The following is a 17,105-nucleotide window of genomic DNA, read 5'->3' on the forward strand; positions in this document are numbered from 1 at the left end:
AGCTTAGAAAGCGAAGCACGAACAGCCCAGCGCCCCCCAGAAGCCCTGGAAGTCATTTACCGGCACGCTCGAATGCCGCGCCTTTTCGTGGCTGTGCGCATGCACACCACAAGGCCCGCTGCACTGGTGCACGGTGGCTGCCAACGATGGCGTACCGACGCGCCAGTGCCCCGGCACCTTGGTCACCGGCGACCACTCGGGCAGCACCGGCACCTGCGGCGGGCCAAGCTTGTCGAACTCACCAGCACCGTACACCACCTTGCCATCAACGATGGTCAACACTGATTCGATACCCTTGATCGCTTCCTCATCGACACTGAAGAAGTCCAGCGACAACGCGGCCAGGTCAGCCAGCTGGCCCACCTTGATCTGGCCTTTCTTGCCTTGCTCGCTGGAAAACCAGGCGCTGCCCTGGGTGAACAGTTGCAGCGCGGTGTCACGGCTCAGACCTTCCGGGTACAGCTCCATGCCACCGACCGTCTTGCCACTGACCAGCCAGTACAGTGAAGTCCATGGGTTGTAGCTGGACACCCGAGTGGCGTCGGTACCCGCGCCCACCGGCACGCCCATCTCGAGCATGCGCTTGATCGGCGGGGTCTGCTCGGCGGCCTTGGCGCCGTAGCGGTCGACGAAGTATTCACCTTGGAAGGCCATGCGGTCCTGGATGGCAATACCACCGCCCAGCGCACGCACGCGTTCGATGTTATGCGGGGTGATGGTTTCGGCGTGGTCGAAGAACCAGGGCAGGCCGTTGAATGGAATGTCACGGTTGACCTTCTCGAACACGTCGAGCATGCGCGTGATCGATTCGTTGTAGGTGGCGTGCAGGCGAAATGGCCAGCGCTGCTCGACCAAGTGGCGCACCACCGGCTCCAGCTCTTCTTCCATGGTTTGCGGCAGGTCTGGGCGCGGCTCGAGGAAGTCTTCGAAGTCGGCGGCAGAGAACACCAGCATTTCGCCAGCGCCATTGTGGCGCAAGAAGTCGGTACCGCTGTGCAGCTTGACGCTGGAGGTCCACTTCTTGAAATCGTCGAGTTCTTCCTTGGGCTTCTGGGTGAACAGGTTGTAGGCGATGCGTACGGTCAATTGATCGTTGTCGGCCAGCTCCTGGATCACGGAGTAGTCGTCGGGGAAGTTCTGGTAGCCGCCGCCGGCGTCGATGGCGCTGGTCAGGCCCAGCCGGTTGAGCTCACGCATGAACTGGCGAGTGGAGTTGACCTGATACTCCAGCGGCAGCTTAGGCCCCTTGGCCAGCGTAGCGTAGAGAATCATCGCGTTCGGGCGGGCGATCAGCATGCCGGTCGGGTTGCCGAACTTGTCGCGCTGGATCTCGCCACCCGGCGGGTTCGGTGTGTCCTTGGTGTAGCCAACGGCCTTGAGTGCGGCGCGGTTGAGCAACGCGCGGTCGTACAGGTGCAGCAGGAACACCGGGGTGTCGGGTGCGGCCTGGTTGATTTCTTCAAGGGTGGGCATGCGCTTTTCGGCGAACTGGAATTCGTTCCAGCCACCGACCACGCGCACCCACTGCGGGGTGGGCGTGCGCGCCGCCTGGTCCTTGAGCATGCGCAGGGCATCGGCCACCGACGGTACCCCTTCCCAACGCAGCTCGAGGTTGTAGTTCAGACCGCCACGGATCAGGTGCAGGTGCGAGTCATTGAGACCCGGGATCACCGTGCGTTGCTTGAGGTCGATGATCTGCGTGGCGGCACCCTTGTGGGCCATGGCCTCGGCGTCGCTGCCCACGGCGATGAAACGGCCGTCCTTGATGGCGACAGCAGTCGCGGTGGGCTTTTCGCGGTCAACGGTGTGCAGTTTGCCGTTGAACAGAATCAGGTCGGCGGTCATGGAACCTCCTTGCGTGGATGCGTGAGCGGAACCGGCTTGGCCGGTAAAAGGCAATGCGGACCAGAGTGCGCCGGCGGCACCGAGCACAGTGCTGGTGGCGAGGAACTGGCGACGGGTCTTGTCGTTGCGATCCTGGGACATGGGCTTCTCCGACTAGGGGCCGGCAGGGGGACTGCGAAGCATGCCGGTTGATGCAAGGCCTGGGCTTGAATGGATGTGCGGTGGGTTGAAGAAGGTTAGCCCTGGTCAAGCTTTTTGCTGCCTGGGCCGGCCTCTTCGCGGGTAAACCCGCTCCTACAACGTCTGTAGGAGCGGGTTTACCCGCGAATGTTTCCCACAATTACCGCTGAAGGAACGCCAGCAAGTCCTCATTCAGCTGCTGCGCATGAGTGACTGCAAAACCGTGCGGCGCCCCGGCATACACCTTCAGCTCGGCGCCGCGAATCAGCTCCGCCGCCTGCTTGCCGGTGGTCTCGAACGGCACGATCTGGTCGTCATCGCCATGGATCACCAACGTCGGCACATCGACCTTGGCCATGTCCGGACGGAAATCGGTCTCCGAGAAGGCCGTCACACAGTCCAGGGTGCCTTTGATTGACGCCATCAGCGCAATGTTCAGGGTCTGCGTCTGCACACCCTGGGACACCTGCTGCCCATGGTTCAGGCCGTAGAACGGCGTGGCGAAATCGGCGATGAATTGTGCGCGGTCGGCACGCAGGCCGGCCCGGATGCCCTCGAACACCGATAGGTCGACGCCGTCAGGGTTGTCGTCACGCTTGCCGAACACTGGCGTCACCGCGCCCAGCAACACCAGCCCGGCCACCCGCTCGCTGCCGTGGCGGGCGATGTAGCGGCTGACATCACCGCCCCCCATCGAGAAGCCCACCAGGGTGACGTCGCGCAGGTCGAGGTGTTCGATCAGCTGGGCAATGTCATCGGCGAAGGTGTCGTAGTCGTAACCGCTCCACGGCTGGCTCGAGCGCCCGAAACCCCGGCGGTCGAAGGCGATGGCGCGGTAACCGCGGCTGGCCAGGAACTCCATCTGCGAATCCCACATGTCGGCGTCCAGCGGCCAGCCGTGGCTGAACAGCACAGGTTTGCCGCTGCCCCAGTCCTTGAAGTAGATCGAAGTGCCATCGCGGGTAACGAACGTGCTCATAGCGGTATCTCCTTGAAAGTTTCCAGGTGAAGGCGTCGGCTCAGCCGCGCAGCCAGTTGGCGCAGCGGCGGGTTACCCAAGGCATGATGTAGAACACCACGGGCAGGATGACGAACAGGTTGACGATCAGGTTGCCGGTGATCACGCCGCCCAACTGCGGGAAGCGTGCAAACAGCGGCGCCAGCAGTTGCGGGATGACCATGGTCATCGGGCAGATCACCAGGTAGGTCAGCAGTGCCTGCTTCCAACGCGGCGGTTGCAACGCCGGGGTGCCCGGCGAGCTATCAAGCACCTTGTGTTGCAGGCATACGGTCACCACTTCGCGGTTGTCATGGAGTGCGGTGTTCATCGGCGTTCCTTGGGATGAGCTTGCCCGCATTCACTCTGCAACGGCGAACGGGCGGTGGATTGGATGGGTGTGCTGCCCTGCGCGGGCACCGACTCACGGCGCCCGGGGCGGGTCGGCTTACTTGCCGGCGTTGAACGCGTTGTAGCTGGTCATCAGGTTGCGGTAGTCCGGGATGTGGTTGGAGCACAGCGCGGCCAGGCCTTCGATGTCGTTGCGCCAGTCGCGGTGCAGCTCACAGGCCACGCCGAACCATGTCATCAGCTGGGCACCCGCCTGGCTCATGCGGTCGTGGGCAGCGTCGCGGGTCATGGCGTTGAAAGTGCCGGAGGCATCAGTGACCACGAACACGTCGAACTCTTCTTCCAGGGCCGACAGGGCCGGGAAAGCTACACAGACCTCAGTCACCACACCGGCAATGATCAGCTGCTTCTTGCCAGTGGCTTTCACGGCCTTGACGAAGTCTTCGTTGTCCCAGGCGTTGATCTGGCCGGGGCGGGCAATGTACGGAGCGTCTGGGAACAGGGCTTTCAGCTCCGGTACCAGTGGGCCGTTGGGGCCTTGCTCGAAGCTGGTGGTGAGAATGGTCGGCAGGTTGAAGAACTTGGCCAGGTCGGCCAGGGCCAGCACGTTGTTCTTGAACGCGTCCGGCTCGATGTCGCGCACCAGCGACAACAGACCAGCCTGGTGATCGACCAGCAGCACAGCGGCGTCGTCTTTGTTCAGGCGGTTGTATTTGAAGTTGGTCATGGTCGTTGCTCCTAAGGTTTTGATGTTCAGTCAGCTGGGTGTTTCGCGTTGATGGGAGAAGATTAAAACCATCACCTTTGGAGCGGTAGATAGCGGTTTTTGGCTTTAGCGTTCTGTTTTAGGAACGATGAAAAACGTAATGGGTTGACTGGCCGAATTCCACACGCTGACCCACTGCGTGCTGTAACGGATCGACAATGAGCAGATGAAGAGTTGTTTGCAGCAGCGTGAAGAGCTGCCGACGGCGTGAGCAAGTTGCAGCGGTTCGGCGACAGAGCCGGGAGTCGTTGTCGCTGCAGAAGCCGGCTTCAATCAAGATGGGCGGCTTCCATGGTTGGTCGCACACGTGAGCCTGTGCTGGCTTCTTCGCGGGTAAACCCGCTCACATGTTCACCACAGACCTCTCAGGCGGTAAACAGGCGCAACTGTCTTGCTCAAAATTTGAACAACCTGCGCGGTCGCCTGTAGGAGCGGGTTTACCCGCGAAGACGGTAGCGGCGGCAACGGTGATCGCCTTTGGAAATTAGCCAGCAGGTCCGGCCCTTTCGCGGGTGAACCCGCTCCTACACAATGGCCTGCGCCGGGCCACCGATGTGTGCCCCCCGCTCCGCGCGTAGGAGCGGGTTTACCCGCGAAGAGGCCAGCAGCTACAACACAACCCTCAGGCACTGACCCGCGTGGTACAGCGAGAACCCGGACTCGTAGAACGCCGTGCGCAGCGAAGGCGCGCTCACACCGCTCATCGGCGAGAACGGAATGGGCAGGCTGTCCGCCTCGCCCTTGAGCAGGAACTCGGCAAACGCACGCCCGATCACGGTGCCGGTTGTGTTACCCCGCCCGTTGTACCCGGTTACCGCCACCAGCCCCGGCGCCGGCTCGAACAGGCGCATCAGGTGGTCGGGGGTGAAGTCGATGCAACCGGTCCAGTGCATTTCCCACTCGACTTTGCCCAGCTCGGGGTAATAGTGGCTCTGGATGCGGTCGGCCCAGCTACGCACGAACCAGACTGGCTTGTTGTCTACCCGGCCCAGGCTGCCGAGCAGCAGGCGGCCCTGGTCGTCGCGGCGAATGCTGCTGAGCACGGTGCGGGTGTCCCACGAACCTTGGCCATGTGGCAGCACCTTGTCGGCTGCAATACCCTTCAGCGGTTTGGAGGCTACCTGATAGTAGTAACCACGGAAGAACTGCTTCTGCAGGTTGCTCCAGTCGCCCTCGGTGTAGGCGCCGGTGGAAATGACCACCTTTTCGGCGCGCACAGCGCCACGCGCAGTCTTCACCTGCCAGCCATCCCCCTCACGCTCCAGGCCTTCGACCGAAGACTGCTGGAAAATCTTGCCGCCCAGGCGCGCCACGGCAGCCGCCAGGCCTTGGGTGTAGCCCATGGGGTTGATGGTGCCAGCACGGCGATCAAGCAGCGCAGCGGAAATCTTGTCGGTACCGCAGTATTCCTGGCACTGGGCGCCGGTCAGCAGCTCGACGTCGGCACCTCGGCGGCGCCATTGTTCGTGACGCGCTTCGAGGTCGGCGATGCCGGTGGCGTTGTGCGCCATGTGCAGCGTGCCTTTGTGCTGGGCCTGGCAATCGATGCCGAGGCGCTCGATCATGGCGAATACTTCAGCCGGGGCTTCGCCAAGCACCTTGTTCAGGCGGCTGCCCTGCTTATGGCCAAGGGTGGCCTCGACGTCGTCGGGGCGGATCCAGGTGCCGGCGTTGACCAGGCCGACGTTGCGCCCGGAGCCACCATGGCCGATCTTCCAGGCCTCCAGCACGATCACCGACTTGCCCTGTTCGAGCAGGTGGATGGCCGCCGACAGGCCGGTAATACCGCCGCCGATCACGCAGACATCGGCCTTGTGCTCACCGGCCAGGGCCTGGGCGGCGACGGTCGGTTTGCTGACGTGTTCCCACAAGCATTGTTGACGCAGTTCGGACATGGCCGGCTCCAGCAATTTGTTCTTGTTGGGGCCGCAAGGCGGCCCATTCGCGGGTAAACCCGCTCCTACAGGGGTCGGTGTCGCTTGGACGAACCCTGTAGGAGCGGGTCTACCCGCGAACCGGGGGCCAGGCCCCCGGCCATGCAGCATCAATACATCAGTCGAACACGATACCCTGCGCCAGCGGCAACTCACGCGAGTAGTTCACGGTGTTGGTCTGGCGACGCATGTAGCCTTTCCAGGCATCCGAGCCCGACTCACGGCCACCGCCCGTTTCCTTCTCACCACCAAACGCACCGCCGATCTCGGCGCCGCTGGTGCCGATGTTGACGTTGGCGATACCACAGTCGCTGCCCGAGGCGCTCTGGAAGCGCTCGGCCTCACGGATGTCGGTGGTGAAGATGCAGGACGACAGGCCTTGTGGCACTTCGTTGTTCAGGCGCAGGGCCTCTTCGAAGTCGTCATAGGCCAGCACATACAGGATCGGGGCGAAGGTTTCGTGGCGCACCACGTCACTCTGCGCCGGCATTTCAGCAATGGCTGGCGAAACGTAGTAGGCGTTCGGGTACTGGTCGGCCAACTGACGCTCGCCACCAAATACCTGGCCACCTTCGTCGCGGGCCTTGGCCAGTGCACCTTGCATGGCGTCGAACGACTGCTTGTCGATCAGCGGGCCTACCAGGTTGTCTTTACGTGGGTCGCCGATGCGCACTTTGCCGTAGGCGGCTTTGACGCGGGCAACCACTTCGTCCTTGATCGAGCGGTGCACGATCAGGCGGCGCAGGGTGGTGCAACGCTGGCCGGCAGTGCCGACAGCCGAGAACAGGATGCCACGCACGGCCAGGTCCAGGTCGGCGCTCGGGGCCAGGATCATGGCGTTGTTGCCACCCAGCTCCAGGATGCTGCGGCCGAAGCGGGCAGCCACGCGTGGGCCGACTTCGCGACCCATGCGGGTGCTGCCGGTGGCGCTGACCAGCGGTACGCGCGGGTCGTCGACCATGGCTTCGCCAGCTTCACGGCCGCCGATAACCAGTTGTGCCAAGCCAGCCGGAGCATCGCCGAAGGCTTTCAGGGCTTTTTCGAACAGCGCCTGGCAGGCCAGGGCGGTCAGCGGAGTTTTCTCGGACGGCTTCCATACCACCGAGTTGCCGGCCACCAGCGCCAGCGCGGTGTTCCAGGCCCACACGGCAACCGGGAAGTTGAAGGCGCTGATGACGCCGACCACGCCCAGCGGGTGCCAGGTTTCACGCATGTGGTGGCCAGGGCGCTCGGAAGCGATGGTCAGGCCGTACAGCTGGCGCGACAGGCCTACGGCGAAGTCGCAGATGTCGATCATTTCCTGCACTTCGCCCAGGCCTTCCTGGGTGATCTTGCCGGCTTCGATCGAGACCAGCTCGCCGAGGTCGGCCTTGTGCTCACGCAGCACTTCGCCGAACAGGCGCACCAGTTCGCCACGGCGCGGAGCCGGCACACTGCGCCAGGCTTCGAAGGCGCTTTGGGCCTGATCGATGCGGGCGATGGTCTCGGCCTTGCCGAGCAGTTTCACCGAGGCGATCTGGCTGCCGTCGATCGGCGTGTGAACAGGGTAGTCGCCCTGGGTGTAAGCCTCGGCGGCAACGCCAAGGCGCTCGAGCAATCCAGCAACCATTTGTGCATCTCCTACATCGGTGATGGGGTGGAAAAATGATGTGGATCAGTATTAATCCGATCACATAGGTACAACAAACGACCTTTATTCCGCATATCATTCCGTCAGGTAATGATTTGAGCCGCAGAGACCGCTATGTCAAAACGCCTGGTACCCTCCATGACCGCCCTGCAGTGCTTTGAAGCTGCAGCTCGCCATTTGAGTTTTACCCGTGCAGCCGAAGAACTGCACCTGACCCAGAGCGCGGTCAGCAAACAGGTGGCGCAGCTGGAAGACATGCTGCGCCACCACCTGTTCCTGCGCATCCGTCGGCGCTTGCAGCTTACGCCGGCCGGCAGCCTGTACCTGGCCGAGGTCAACAAGATCCTCACCCAGGTGGACATGTCCAGCCGCTACGTACTCACCTACGGCGAGCAGACCGAGATATTGAAGGTAGCCACTCAACCGAGTTTTGGCGTGCGCTGGTTGATCCCGCACCTGAAGGGTTTTGGCAAACGGCACAGCAATATCCATCTGGACATTCGCAACGAGATGGAGCCGTTCGCCCTGCTGCAAGGCTCGGCTGACGTGGTGTTCTTCTATGGCCAGGGCACCTGGCCGGGGGCCACTTGCGTAGAGCTGTTCCGTGAGGAGGTGGTGCCGGTGTGTGCGCCAGAGCTGCTGGCCGGACGCAGGCTGGCCGGTGCCGAGGAACTGGCCGAGCTGGTGCTGCTGCAAAGCACCTCGCGGCCGGAGGCCTGGCATGAATGGTTCCTGGAGCAGGGCCTGCAAAGCGTCAGCGCCTACCACGGGCCGCGCTTCGATACGTTCTATATGGCGTTGAGCGCGGCGCAGGCAGGGTGCGGGGTGGCGCTGGTGCCGCGCTACCTGGCGGCGAAGGAACTGGCGGAAGGTAGCCTGGTGGTGCCGTGGAACCATGCGATGCGCAGTGCCGGGGCGCATTACCTGGCGTATGCCGAGCATGCGGCGGAAGTGCCCAAGGTGCGGGCGCTGGTGGAGTGGATCCACGAACAGCTACAGGCTTGAGGGCCTCTTCGCGGCTAAAGCCGCTCCTACGGGGACCGCGTAAGCGCGGCTTTAGCCGCGAAAGGGCCGTCGAGGTCGATCAAAAAAGGAATGACACACTCACTTTTTTTCGCTTGTGAGCAAAGTGCATTCCCAGCTTTCATGTAAGCGTCCGAACCCAACCAGGAAGCTAGCGATGCCAGCCCACGATTTCGTCAGCCCAGACAGCATCCGCGCGCAGTTCTCTGCCGCCATGTCGCTCATGTACAAACAGGAAGTGCCGCTGTACGGCACGCTGCTGGAGCTGGTGAGCGAAATCAACCAGCAGGTGATGGCCCGGCAACCCGAAGTGGCCGAGGCCCTGCGCTGGACCGGCGAAATCGAGCGCCTTGACCAGGAACGCCACGGCGCCATCCGCGTCGGCACCGCCGAAGAACTGGCCACCATCGCCCGCCTGTTCGCGGTCATGGGCATGCAGCCGGTCGGCTACTATGACCTCAGCTCCGCTGGCGTACCGGTGCATTCCACCGCCTTCCGCGCGGTGCACGAGCAATCGCTGCATGTCAGCCCGTTCCGCGTGTTCACCTCGCTGCTGCGCCTGGAGCTGATCGACAACCCGCAGTTGCGCGAGCTGGCACAGGGCATCCTGGCCAAGCGCCAGATCTTCACCGCCCGCGCCCTCGAACTGATCGCCCAGTGTGAGCGCGAGGGTGGCCTTGACGCCGCGGATGCAGAGACGTTCGTGCAGGAAGCGCTGCACACCTTCCGCTGGCACCAGGACGCTACCGTCACGGCCGAGCAATACCAGCAACTGCACGACCAACACCGCCTGATCGCCGATGTGGTGGCCTTCAAGGGCCCGCACATCAACCACCTGACCCCACGTACCCTGGATATCGATGCAATCCAGCGCGGCATGCCGGCCAAGGGCATCCCGCCGAAGGCCGTGGTTGAAGGCCCGCCCACCCGCCGACACCCAATCCTGCTGCGCCAGACCAGCTTCAAGGCCCTGCAGGAAACGGTCGCCTTCAGCGACCAGCAAGGCAGCAAAGGCAGCCACACCGCACGCTTTGGCGAAATCGAGCAACGCGGTGCAGCGTTGACGCCGAAAGGTCGACAGCTCTACGACAAGTTGCTCGACGCTACCCGCGCTGCGCTGGGTGGCGCTCCAGCCGAAGCCAATGCCGAGCGTTACATGGCGCTGCTGAAGGCAAACTTTGCCGAATTCCCGGATGACCTGACGCAGATGCGCGAACAAGGCCTTGCATATTTCCGCTACTTCGCCACCGAGAAAGGCCTGGCCGCACGCGACCAGGAAGGCCGCCCGACCACCCTGCAAGGCTTGATCGACGCGGGCCACGTGCACTTCGAGGCGCTGGTGTACGAGGACTTCCTGCCAGTGAGCGCAGCGGGGATCTTCCAGTCCAACCTGGGCGACGATGCGCAGGCCGAGTACGGTAGCAACGCCAACCGCGAAGCGTTCGAAGCGGCGTTGGGGTTGCAGGTACAGGATGAGCTGGCGCTGTATGCGCAAAGCGAGCGCCGGTCGCTGCAGGCCTGCGCACAAGCGTTGAATCTGGGCTCGATGTAAATCTGTACCGGCCTCTTCGCGGGCTTGCCCGCTCCCACAAGACCTATGGGAGCGGGCGAGCCCGCGAAGAGGCCGGTGCAGGTGATCAAAGACGCGGCAAGATTTCCACATCCGGCAAATCCATCGCCGCCACCTCGTCTTCCAGAAACGCACTCAACCGCCGCAAACGCTCGCCACCCGGGCGGGTACGCGGCCACACCAGGTAGTAATCCATGCCGCTGGGCACCGCCGTCGGCCATGGCAGGCTCAAGCGCTTCTGCGCCACATCTTCGGCCACCATCAGCAAGTCGCCCATGGATATCCCGTAGCCACGCGCTGCGGCAATCATGCCCAGCTCCAGGGTGTCGAACACCTGGCCGCCCTTGAGCGATACCTTGTCGCCAAGCCCCATACGCTCCAGCCACTCCCGCCAGTCACGCTTGTCCACCGTGGGGTGCAGCAGTTCGACAGAGGCCAGCCTGCACACATTCCAGGGTTCCTCGTCGAGCAGGTCCGGCGCGCCGACCGGGATCAACAACTCAGGGAACAGCTTGCGCACCTCCCACTCCGGCGGGAATACCCCGTCGCTGAGCAACACCGCGCAATCGAACGGCTCCTGGTGGAAGTCCACATGGTCGACATCCATCCAGGCACTGGTCAGCTGCACCTCATTGCCCGGTTGCAGGTGGCGAAAGCGACTGAGGCACGCCAGCAACCAGCGCATGGTCAGGGTCGAGGGGGCTTTCATGCGCAGTATGTCGTCTTCACCACTCAAGGTTTCGCAGGCCCGCTCAAACGCCGCAAAGCCCTCGCGCACGCCCGGTAGCAGTACCCGCCCCGCTTCGGTAAGTTGCAGGCTGCGGCCACTGCGCACGAACAGGCGGCAGGCAAAATGCTCTTCCAACGTACGGATATGCCGGCTGATGGCGCTTTGGGTAATAGAAAGCTCTTCGCCCGCACGGGTGAAGGAGCTTAGCCGCGCGGCAGCTTCGAATGCGCGCAGTGCATACAGCGGTGGTAGCTGGCGTGGCATGAGGCACCTGCAATATAGGCGTGTGAGGCAAATCACCGAGAAACCTATATACATGAGTTCAACTCATGCCAACTATCGCTTTTATCCTTTTGTGCAAAGTTGACCGAAGCCTCAGAATCGCCGTTCGTTGATCACTCCAGAATGAAGGACCGCCCCATGCACGTCGCGCCCACCACAGAACTCAAGGCTTTGCTGCGCCTGGCCGGGCCGCTGATTGCCTCGCAGTTGGCGCACATGCTAATGGTGCTGACCGACACCCTGATGATGGCCCGCATCAGCCCTCAGGCTCTGGCGGGTGGTGGTCTGGGGGCAGCCAGCTATTCGTTCGTATCGATCTTCTGCCTGGGCGTGATCGCCGCAGTCGGCACGCTGGTGGCCATTCGCAAGGGTGCCAACGACATCGAGGGCGCTACCCGCCTGGCGCAGAACGGTCTGTGGCTGGCCTGGGGCCTTGCACTGTTCGCCGCGCTGGTGCTGTGGAACCTTGAACCGGTGCTGCTGCTGTTCGGGCAAAAGCCCGAGAACGTGGCCTCGGCTGCGCAATTCCTTACCCTGCTACCGCTGGCCCTGCCCGGCTACCTGACCTTCATGGCCTTGCGCGGCTTTACCAGCGCGCTGGGCCGCTCGACCCCGGTGATGGTCATCAGCCTGGTAGGCACGGTGCTCAACTACCTGTTCAACGTGGCGCTGATCGAGGGCATGTTCGGCCTGCCCAAGCTGGGGCTGATGGGCATCGGCCTGGTCACTGCAGTGGTGTCGATGGGCATGGCCATCGCCCTGGCGCTGTACATTCGCTGGCACCCGGCCTACGCCGCCTACCCGCTGCGCAAGGGCCTGTCACGCCCATCACTGGCGGCCTTGCGCGAACTGTGGCGGCTGGGCCTGCCGATTGGCGGCACGTACATGGTGGAAGTGGGCCTGTTCGCCTTCGCAGCGCTGTGCATGGGCGTGCTGGGCAGCACCGAACTGGCGGCGCACCAGATTGCCCTGCAGATCGTGTCCACGGCATTCATGGTGCCGACAGGCTTGTCCTATGCGGTGACCATGCGCGTAGGCCTTTACTACGGCGCCGGTAACCTGCTGGCAGCACGCAGCGCCGGGCGGGTGGGCATCGGCTTCGGGGCAATGATCATGTTTGCCTTCGCCGCCCTGTTCCTGCTGCTGCCCGAAGCGCTGGTAGGGCTGTTTATCGACCGCAATGACCCGGCCTTTGCCGCGATCTTCCAGGTGGCCGTGCAGTTGTTGATGGTAGCGGCGTGGTTCGAACTGTTCGACGGCATGCAGACGATTGCCATGGGCTCTATCCGAGGGCTGAAAGATGCCAAGACCACCTTCCTGATCGGGCTGGTGTGCTACTGGCTGGTGGGGGCGCCGAGCGCCTGGTTGTTCACCTTTACCCTGGGCGGTGGTGCAGTAGGGATCTGGTGGGGGCTGGCGCTGGGGCTGGCATGTGCGGCGGTGGCGCTGACCTTTGGCTTTGAGTGGCGGATGAAGCGGTTGCTGGGGAAGGCTTGGGCTACCGGAAAGGCGACGGCTTCGGCCTGACTTGGGGGCCTATTCGCGGGTAAACCCGCTCCTACAACGGCCTGTGCCCAACCCCCGGTGTGTGTCCACCGCAGATCAGTGTGTAGGAGCGGGTTTACCCGCGAAAACGATGGTGGCGGCAACGGTGAACGCCTGGTGGAGATTGGCCAGCAGGCCCGGCCCATTCGCGGGTAAACCCGCTCCTACAGGATTGCGCAGGCTCAAAACTGCGCGGTCCCTGTGGGAGCGGGCGTGCCCGCGAAGAGGCCCTAAAGGACAGCCTCCAACTGGCGGCCGGGCGCCTGCAGCAAATACGCCATCAATTCCTCTATCGGCAGCGGCTTGCTGACCAGGAAACCCTGCACCTGGTCGCAGCCAAACCCGCGCAACAACGCCAGCTGCTCTTCACTCTCCACCCCCTCGGCCACTACCTCAAGGCTGAGGTTGTGTGCCAGGTTGATCATGGCGTGCACCAGCTTGCGGTTCTCTTCACGCATTTCCATTTCCGCAACAAAGCTGCGGTCCACCTTGAGCAAGGCGATCGGCAGGCTGTTGAGGTGCACGAACGAAGAAAACCCGGTGCCAAAATCATCGAGCGAGAAGCGCACGCCCAGGCGACCCAGCGCGTCCATGGTCTGGCGCACCACCTCGTTGCGGCGCATCACCGCCGTCTCGGTCAGCTCGAACTCAAGCCAGCGGGCATCCACACCGTGCTCGAGGATCAGGCGACTCAAGGTGGCCAGTAGCTGGCTGTCCTGGAACTGGCGGAAACTCAAATTGACCGCCATGTGCAGCGGTTCCAGGCCGCGCTCGCACAGTGCCTGCATGTCACTCAAGGCACGGGAAATAACCCAATAGCCCAAGGGCACGATCAGGCCGCTCTGCTCGGCCAGTGGCACGAACTCGCTGGGCGGCAGCAGCCCGCGCTCGGCATGGCGCCAGCGCACCAGCGCCTCCAGCCCGACAATGCGCCCGTCGGCCAGGTTAAGGCGGGGCTGATAGTGCAGCTCCAGCTCGTCGCGGCGCAGGGCGCGGCGCAATTCGCTTTCCAGGTCGGCAAGGCTGCGGGCGTTGCGGTTGATGCGTTCATTGAACACATGGAAGGTGCAGCCTTGGCTGCCCTTGGCCTGACGCATGGCGATGTGCGCGTGCCACATCAGCGGATCGGCGCCGCTCTGTGCGCGAGCATGGGCCAGGCCCAGGCTGCAGCCCAACAACAGGCTTTCGCCGTCGATCCAATAAGGTTCGGCCAAGGCCTCGACGATGCGGTCGGCCATCCATTCGGCGCGGTTGGCATCGCGGCGGGTGTCGATCAGCAGGGCAAACTCGTCGCTGCCCAGTCGTGCCAACTGGTCGCCCGCTTCCAACTGATGCTTCAGCCGTGCCACGACCTGCAGGATCAACCGGTCACCGCACTGGTGGCCGAGGGCATCGTTGACGTGGCGGAAGTTGTCCAGGTCCAGGTGGCCAAGCGCAACACCACGGCCGTCGTTTTCGGCCAGGCGCGCATTGAGCAAAGCCTGGAAGCCCTGGCGGTTGGCGATGCCGGTCAGCGGGTCCTGCTCGGCCAGGCGCTGCAAGGTGGCGACCAGCACACCGCGCTCTCGCACATGGCGCAGTGAGCGGCGCAGGGTATCGGCGTTGAGCTGGTCGCGTACCAGCCAGTCGCTGACAGCGCTGGGCGCCGCCTCAGGCTCGTGGTCAAGCAGCAGGATGGTCGGCAGCTCGCAACGCCCGGCGGCGGGCTGCAAGCCTGGCGTTGCCAGTACGACGGCCTGGCGATCATGACTGAACAGGCTGTCGACCGCCTCCCAGTTTGGCGCAGTCAGTAGCACGGCGCTGCCACCCAGTGCAGGCATGCAGGCGTGCAACAAGGCGGCCCATTCCGGCTCATCGGCCAACAGCAGCAAACGCAAAGGTTCGACAGGCGTGGACAAGCGGGCTCCTTAGGGCTTCACGGTGCAACGAGACTGGCGGATATGCCACTGCGTTCAATGAAAATGATTTTCAATTTTATACATGTTTCTCGGGCGTAGCATCCCGACGTATTTTGTCGTGCATCCTGCGCGAAACGGCACAAACCGGCAAATATGATTTTTTCAGCCACTAGCATTAGTAGCACTAATAGTGAGACGGACAAAAGTCTGACTCAGACGTCAGACGGTCGCGCCACAACGGCCCCATGCCTGTTAGAATGCGCGGCTATTTTCTGGCGACCCCCGGTTTCTAGCATGTCCCGACTCAATCCCCGGCAGCAGGAAGCCCGTGACTATGTCGGCGGCCCTCTTTTGGTGCTCGCCGGTGCAGGTTCGGGCAAGACCAGCGTGATCACGCGCAAGATTGCCCACCTCATCCAGAACTGCGGCATCCGCGCCCAGTACATCGTGGCGATGACCTTTACCAACAAGGCCGCGCGCGAGATGAAGGAGCGGGTTGCCACCTTGCTGCGCCCGGGAGAAGGCCGTGGCCTGACCGTGTGTACGTTCCACAACCTGGGCCTGAACATCATCCGCAAGGAACACGAGCGCCTGGGTTACAAGCCGGGGTTCTCGATCTTCGACGAGTCCGACATCAAAGCGTTGCTGTCGGACATCATGCAGAAGGAATACTCCGGCGACGACGGCATCGACGAGATCAAGAACATGATCGGTGCCTGGAAAAACGACCTTATCCTGCCACCAGAGGCCCTGGAAAAAGCGCGCAACCCACGCGAGCAGACCGCAGCCATCGTCTACACCCACTATCAGCGTACGCTCAAGGCGTTCAACGCAGTGGACTTCGATGACCTGATCCTGCTGCCAGTCAAACTGTTCCAGGAGCACCCCGAGGTGCTGGAACGCTGGCAAAACCGTGTGCGCTACCTGCTGGTAGACGAATATCAGGACACCAACGCCAGCCAGTACCTGCTGGTGAAGATGCTGATAGGCATGCGCAACCAGTTCACCGTGGTAGGCGACGACGACCAGTCGATCTACGCCTGGCGTGGTGCACGCCCTGAGAACCTGATGCTGCTCAAGGAGGACTACCCCTCCCTGAAGATCGTCATGCTCGAGCAGAACTACCGCTCCACCAGCCGCATCCTGCGCTGTGCCAACGTGTTGATCGCCAACAACCCGCATGCGTTCGAGAAACAGCTATGGAGCGAAATGGGCGTGGGCGACGAGATCCGCGTGATCCGTTGCAAGAACGAGGAAGCCGAGGCCGAACGCGTGGCCATGGAAATCCTCACCTTGCACCTGCGCACCAACCGCCCGTACAGCGACTTCGCCATCCTCTACCGCGGCAACTACCAGGCCAAGCTGATCGAACTGAAGCTGCAGCACCACCAGGTGCCGTATCGCCTGTCGGGTGGCAACAGTTTCTTCGGCCGCCAGGAGGTCAAGGACCTGATGGCCTACCTGCGCCTGCTGGTGAACCCGGACGACGACAACGCCTACCTGCGTGTGATCAACGTACCGCGCCGGGAAATCGGCTCCACCACCCTGGAAAAGCTCGGCAACTACGCCACCGAGCGCGGTATATCGATGTACGCCGCCAGCGAGGAACTGGGCCTGGGCGAGCACCTGGACGCGCGCTACACCGAGCGTTTGCAGCGCTTCAAGCATTGGCTGGATGGGGTGCGCCACAAGGTCGCCCTGGAAGACCCGATTGCCGCGCTGCACGAGATGATCCGCGACATCGACTACGAGAACTGGATCCGCCAGCAGACCGCCAGCGACAAGGCTGCAGAATTCCGCATCAGCAACGTCTGGTTCCTGGTGGAAGCGCTGAAAAACACCCTCGAGAAGGACGAAGAGGGTGACATGACCATCGAAGACGCCATCGGTAAGCTGGTGCTGCGCGACATGCTCGAGCGCCAGCAGGAAGAAGAAGAGAACGCCGAAGGTGTGCAGATGATGACCCTGCATGCCTCCAAGGGCCTGGAATTCCCCTACGTGTTCATCATGGGCATGGAAGAGGAAATCCTCCCGCACCGCTCCAGCATCGAGGCCGACACCATCGAAGAGGAACGCCGCCTGGCCTACGTGGGCATCACCCGCGCGCGCCAGACCCTGGCCTTCACCTTCGCCGCCAAGCGCAAGCAGTACGGTGAAATCATCGACTGCACGCCCAGCCGGTTCCTCGACGAACTGCCTCCGGACGACCTGGCCTGGGAGGGCCTGGACGATGCGCCGGTCGAGGTGAAGGCCGCACGCGGCAACAACGCCCTGGCCGATATCCGGGCAATGCTCAAACGCTGATCAACCATTACTCTTTAACTTTGCCGCTTTTAGCGGCCACGGTGGTTTGT

The 17,105-nt window shown here is 62.9% G+C and carries 12 protein-coding genes and 1 pseudogene; 5 read left to right on the plus strand and 8 right to left on the minus strand.

The window, feature by feature from the left end; genetic code table 11:
• Positions 1–3: 3 nt before the first annotated feature.
• The 4 genes from ACF8EF_RS18590 to ycaC all read right to left on the minus strand — a co-directional run bounded on the left by ACF8EF_RS18590 (position 4) and on the right by ycaC (position 4,100).
• Positions 4–1,845: an amidohydrolase gene (locus tag ACF8EF_RS18590; protein WP_392461524.1), complete on the minus strand. Its 1,842-nt coding sequence runs from the start codon at positions 1,843–1,845 to the stop codon at positions 4–6.
• A 340-nt stretch (positions 1,846–2,185) separates the two neighbouring features.
• Positions 2,186–3,004: an alpha/beta fold hydrolase gene (locus ACF8EF_RS18595; RefSeq protein WP_176682856.1), complete on the minus strand. Its 819-nt coding sequence runs from the start codon at positions 3,002–3,004 to the stop codon at positions 2,186–2,188.
• Between the two features lie 40 nt (positions 3,005–3,044).
• Positions 3,045–3,353, minus strand: coding sequence for a hypothetical protein (locus ACF8EF_RS18600; RefSeq protein WP_176682857.1), 309 nt, complete (start codon positions 3,351–3,353; stop codon positions 3,045–3,047).
• A 117-nt stretch (positions 3,354–3,470) separates the two neighbouring features.
• Positions 3,471–4,100 (minus strand): isochorismate family cysteine hydrolase YcaC, encoded by a 630-nt coding sequence (gene ycaC / locus ACF8EF_RS18605; RefSeq protein ID WP_019096461.1) that lies wholly within the window; start codon positions 4,098–4,100, stop codon positions 3,471–3,473.
• Between the two features lie 148 nt (positions 4,101–4,248).
• On the opposite strand from ycaC, the pseudogene ACF8EF_RS18610 reads away from it, so the two are divergent.
• Positions 4,249–4,450: pseudogene (locus ACF8EF_RS18610) on the plus strand (mechanosensitive ion channel protein MscS); the annotation flags it as partial.
• Between the two features lie 297 nt (positions 4,451–4,747).
• Here the strand turns inward: ACF8EF_RS18610 and ACF8EF_RS18615 are convergent.
• Positions 4,748–6,034 carry an NAD(P)/FAD-dependent oxidoreductase gene (locus ACF8EF_RS18615; RefSeq protein WP_392461508.1) on the minus strand — a complete coding sequence of 429 codons (1,287 nt, stop codon included), beginning with the start codon at positions 6,032–6,034 and terminating at the stop codon, positions 4,748–4,750.
• 157 nt (positions 6,035–6,191) lie between these two features.
• Positions 6,192–7,682, minus strand: a complete 1,491-nt coding sequence (locus ACF8EF_RS18620) for an aldehyde dehydrogenase family protein (protein ID WP_003253547.1) — start codon at positions 7,680–7,682, stop codon at positions 6,192–6,194.
• A gap of 135 nt (positions 7,683–7,817) precedes the next feature.
• Between ACF8EF_RS18620 and ACF8EF_RS18625 the strand changes: the two genes are divergently transcribed.
• A complete protein-coding gene (locus ACF8EF_RS18625; RefSeq protein ID WP_176682859.1) occupies positions 7,818–8,708 on the plus strand; it encodes a LysR family transcriptional regulator in 891 nt (296 codons plus the stop codon).
• A 175-nt stretch (positions 8,709–8,883) separates the two neighbouring features.
• A complete protein-coding gene (locus ACF8EF_RS18630; protein ID WP_392461506.1) occupies positions 8,884–10,278 on the plus strand; it encodes a VOC family protein in 1,395 nt (464 codons plus the stop codon).
• Positions 10,279–10,363: 85 nt separating this feature from the next.
• On the opposite strand, the gene ACF8EF_RS18635 is transcribed toward ACF8EF_RS18630, so the two are convergent.
• Positions 10,364–11,290, minus strand: a complete 927-nt coding sequence (locus ACF8EF_RS18635; RefSeq protein ID WP_176682861.1) for a LysR substrate-binding domain-containing protein — start codon at positions 11,288–11,290, stop codon at positions 10,364–10,366.
• 156 nt (positions 11,291–11,446) lie between these two features.
• On the opposite strand from ACF8EF_RS18635, the gene ACF8EF_RS18640 reads away from it, so the two are divergent.
• Complete coding sequence (locus tag ACF8EF_RS18640; protein WP_209969168.1) at positions 11,447–12,835, plus strand: NorM family multidrug efflux MATE transporter; 1,389 nt, start codon at positions 11,447–11,449, stop codon at positions 12,833–12,835.
• A gap of 248 nt (positions 12,836–13,083) precedes the next feature.
• Here the strand turns inward: ACF8EF_RS18640 and ACF8EF_RS18645 are convergent, their stop codons facing one another.
• On the minus strand, positions 13,084–14,751 hold the full coding sequence (locus tag ACF8EF_RS18645; RefSeq protein ID WP_392461504.1) for a putative bifunctional diguanylate cyclase/phosphodiesterase: 1,668 nt from the start codon (positions 14,749–14,751) through the stop codon (positions 13,084–13,086).
• A gap of 294 nt (positions 14,752–15,045) precedes the next feature.
• On the opposite strand from ACF8EF_RS18645, the gene rep reads away from it, so the two are divergent.
• A complete protein-coding gene (rep, locus tag ACF8EF_RS18650) occupies positions 15,046–17,055 on the plus strand; it encodes a DNA helicase Rep (protein WP_021785228.1) in 2,010 nt (669 codons plus the stop codon).
• Positions 17,056–17,105 lie beyond the last annotated feature (50 nt).

It is taken from the genome of Pseudomonas sp. zjy_15 (assembly GCF_043101865.1).
Classification (GTDB): Bacteria; Pseudomonadota; Gammaproteobacteria; order Pseudomonadales; family Pseudomonadaceae; genus Aquipseudomonas; species Aquipseudomonas putida_Y.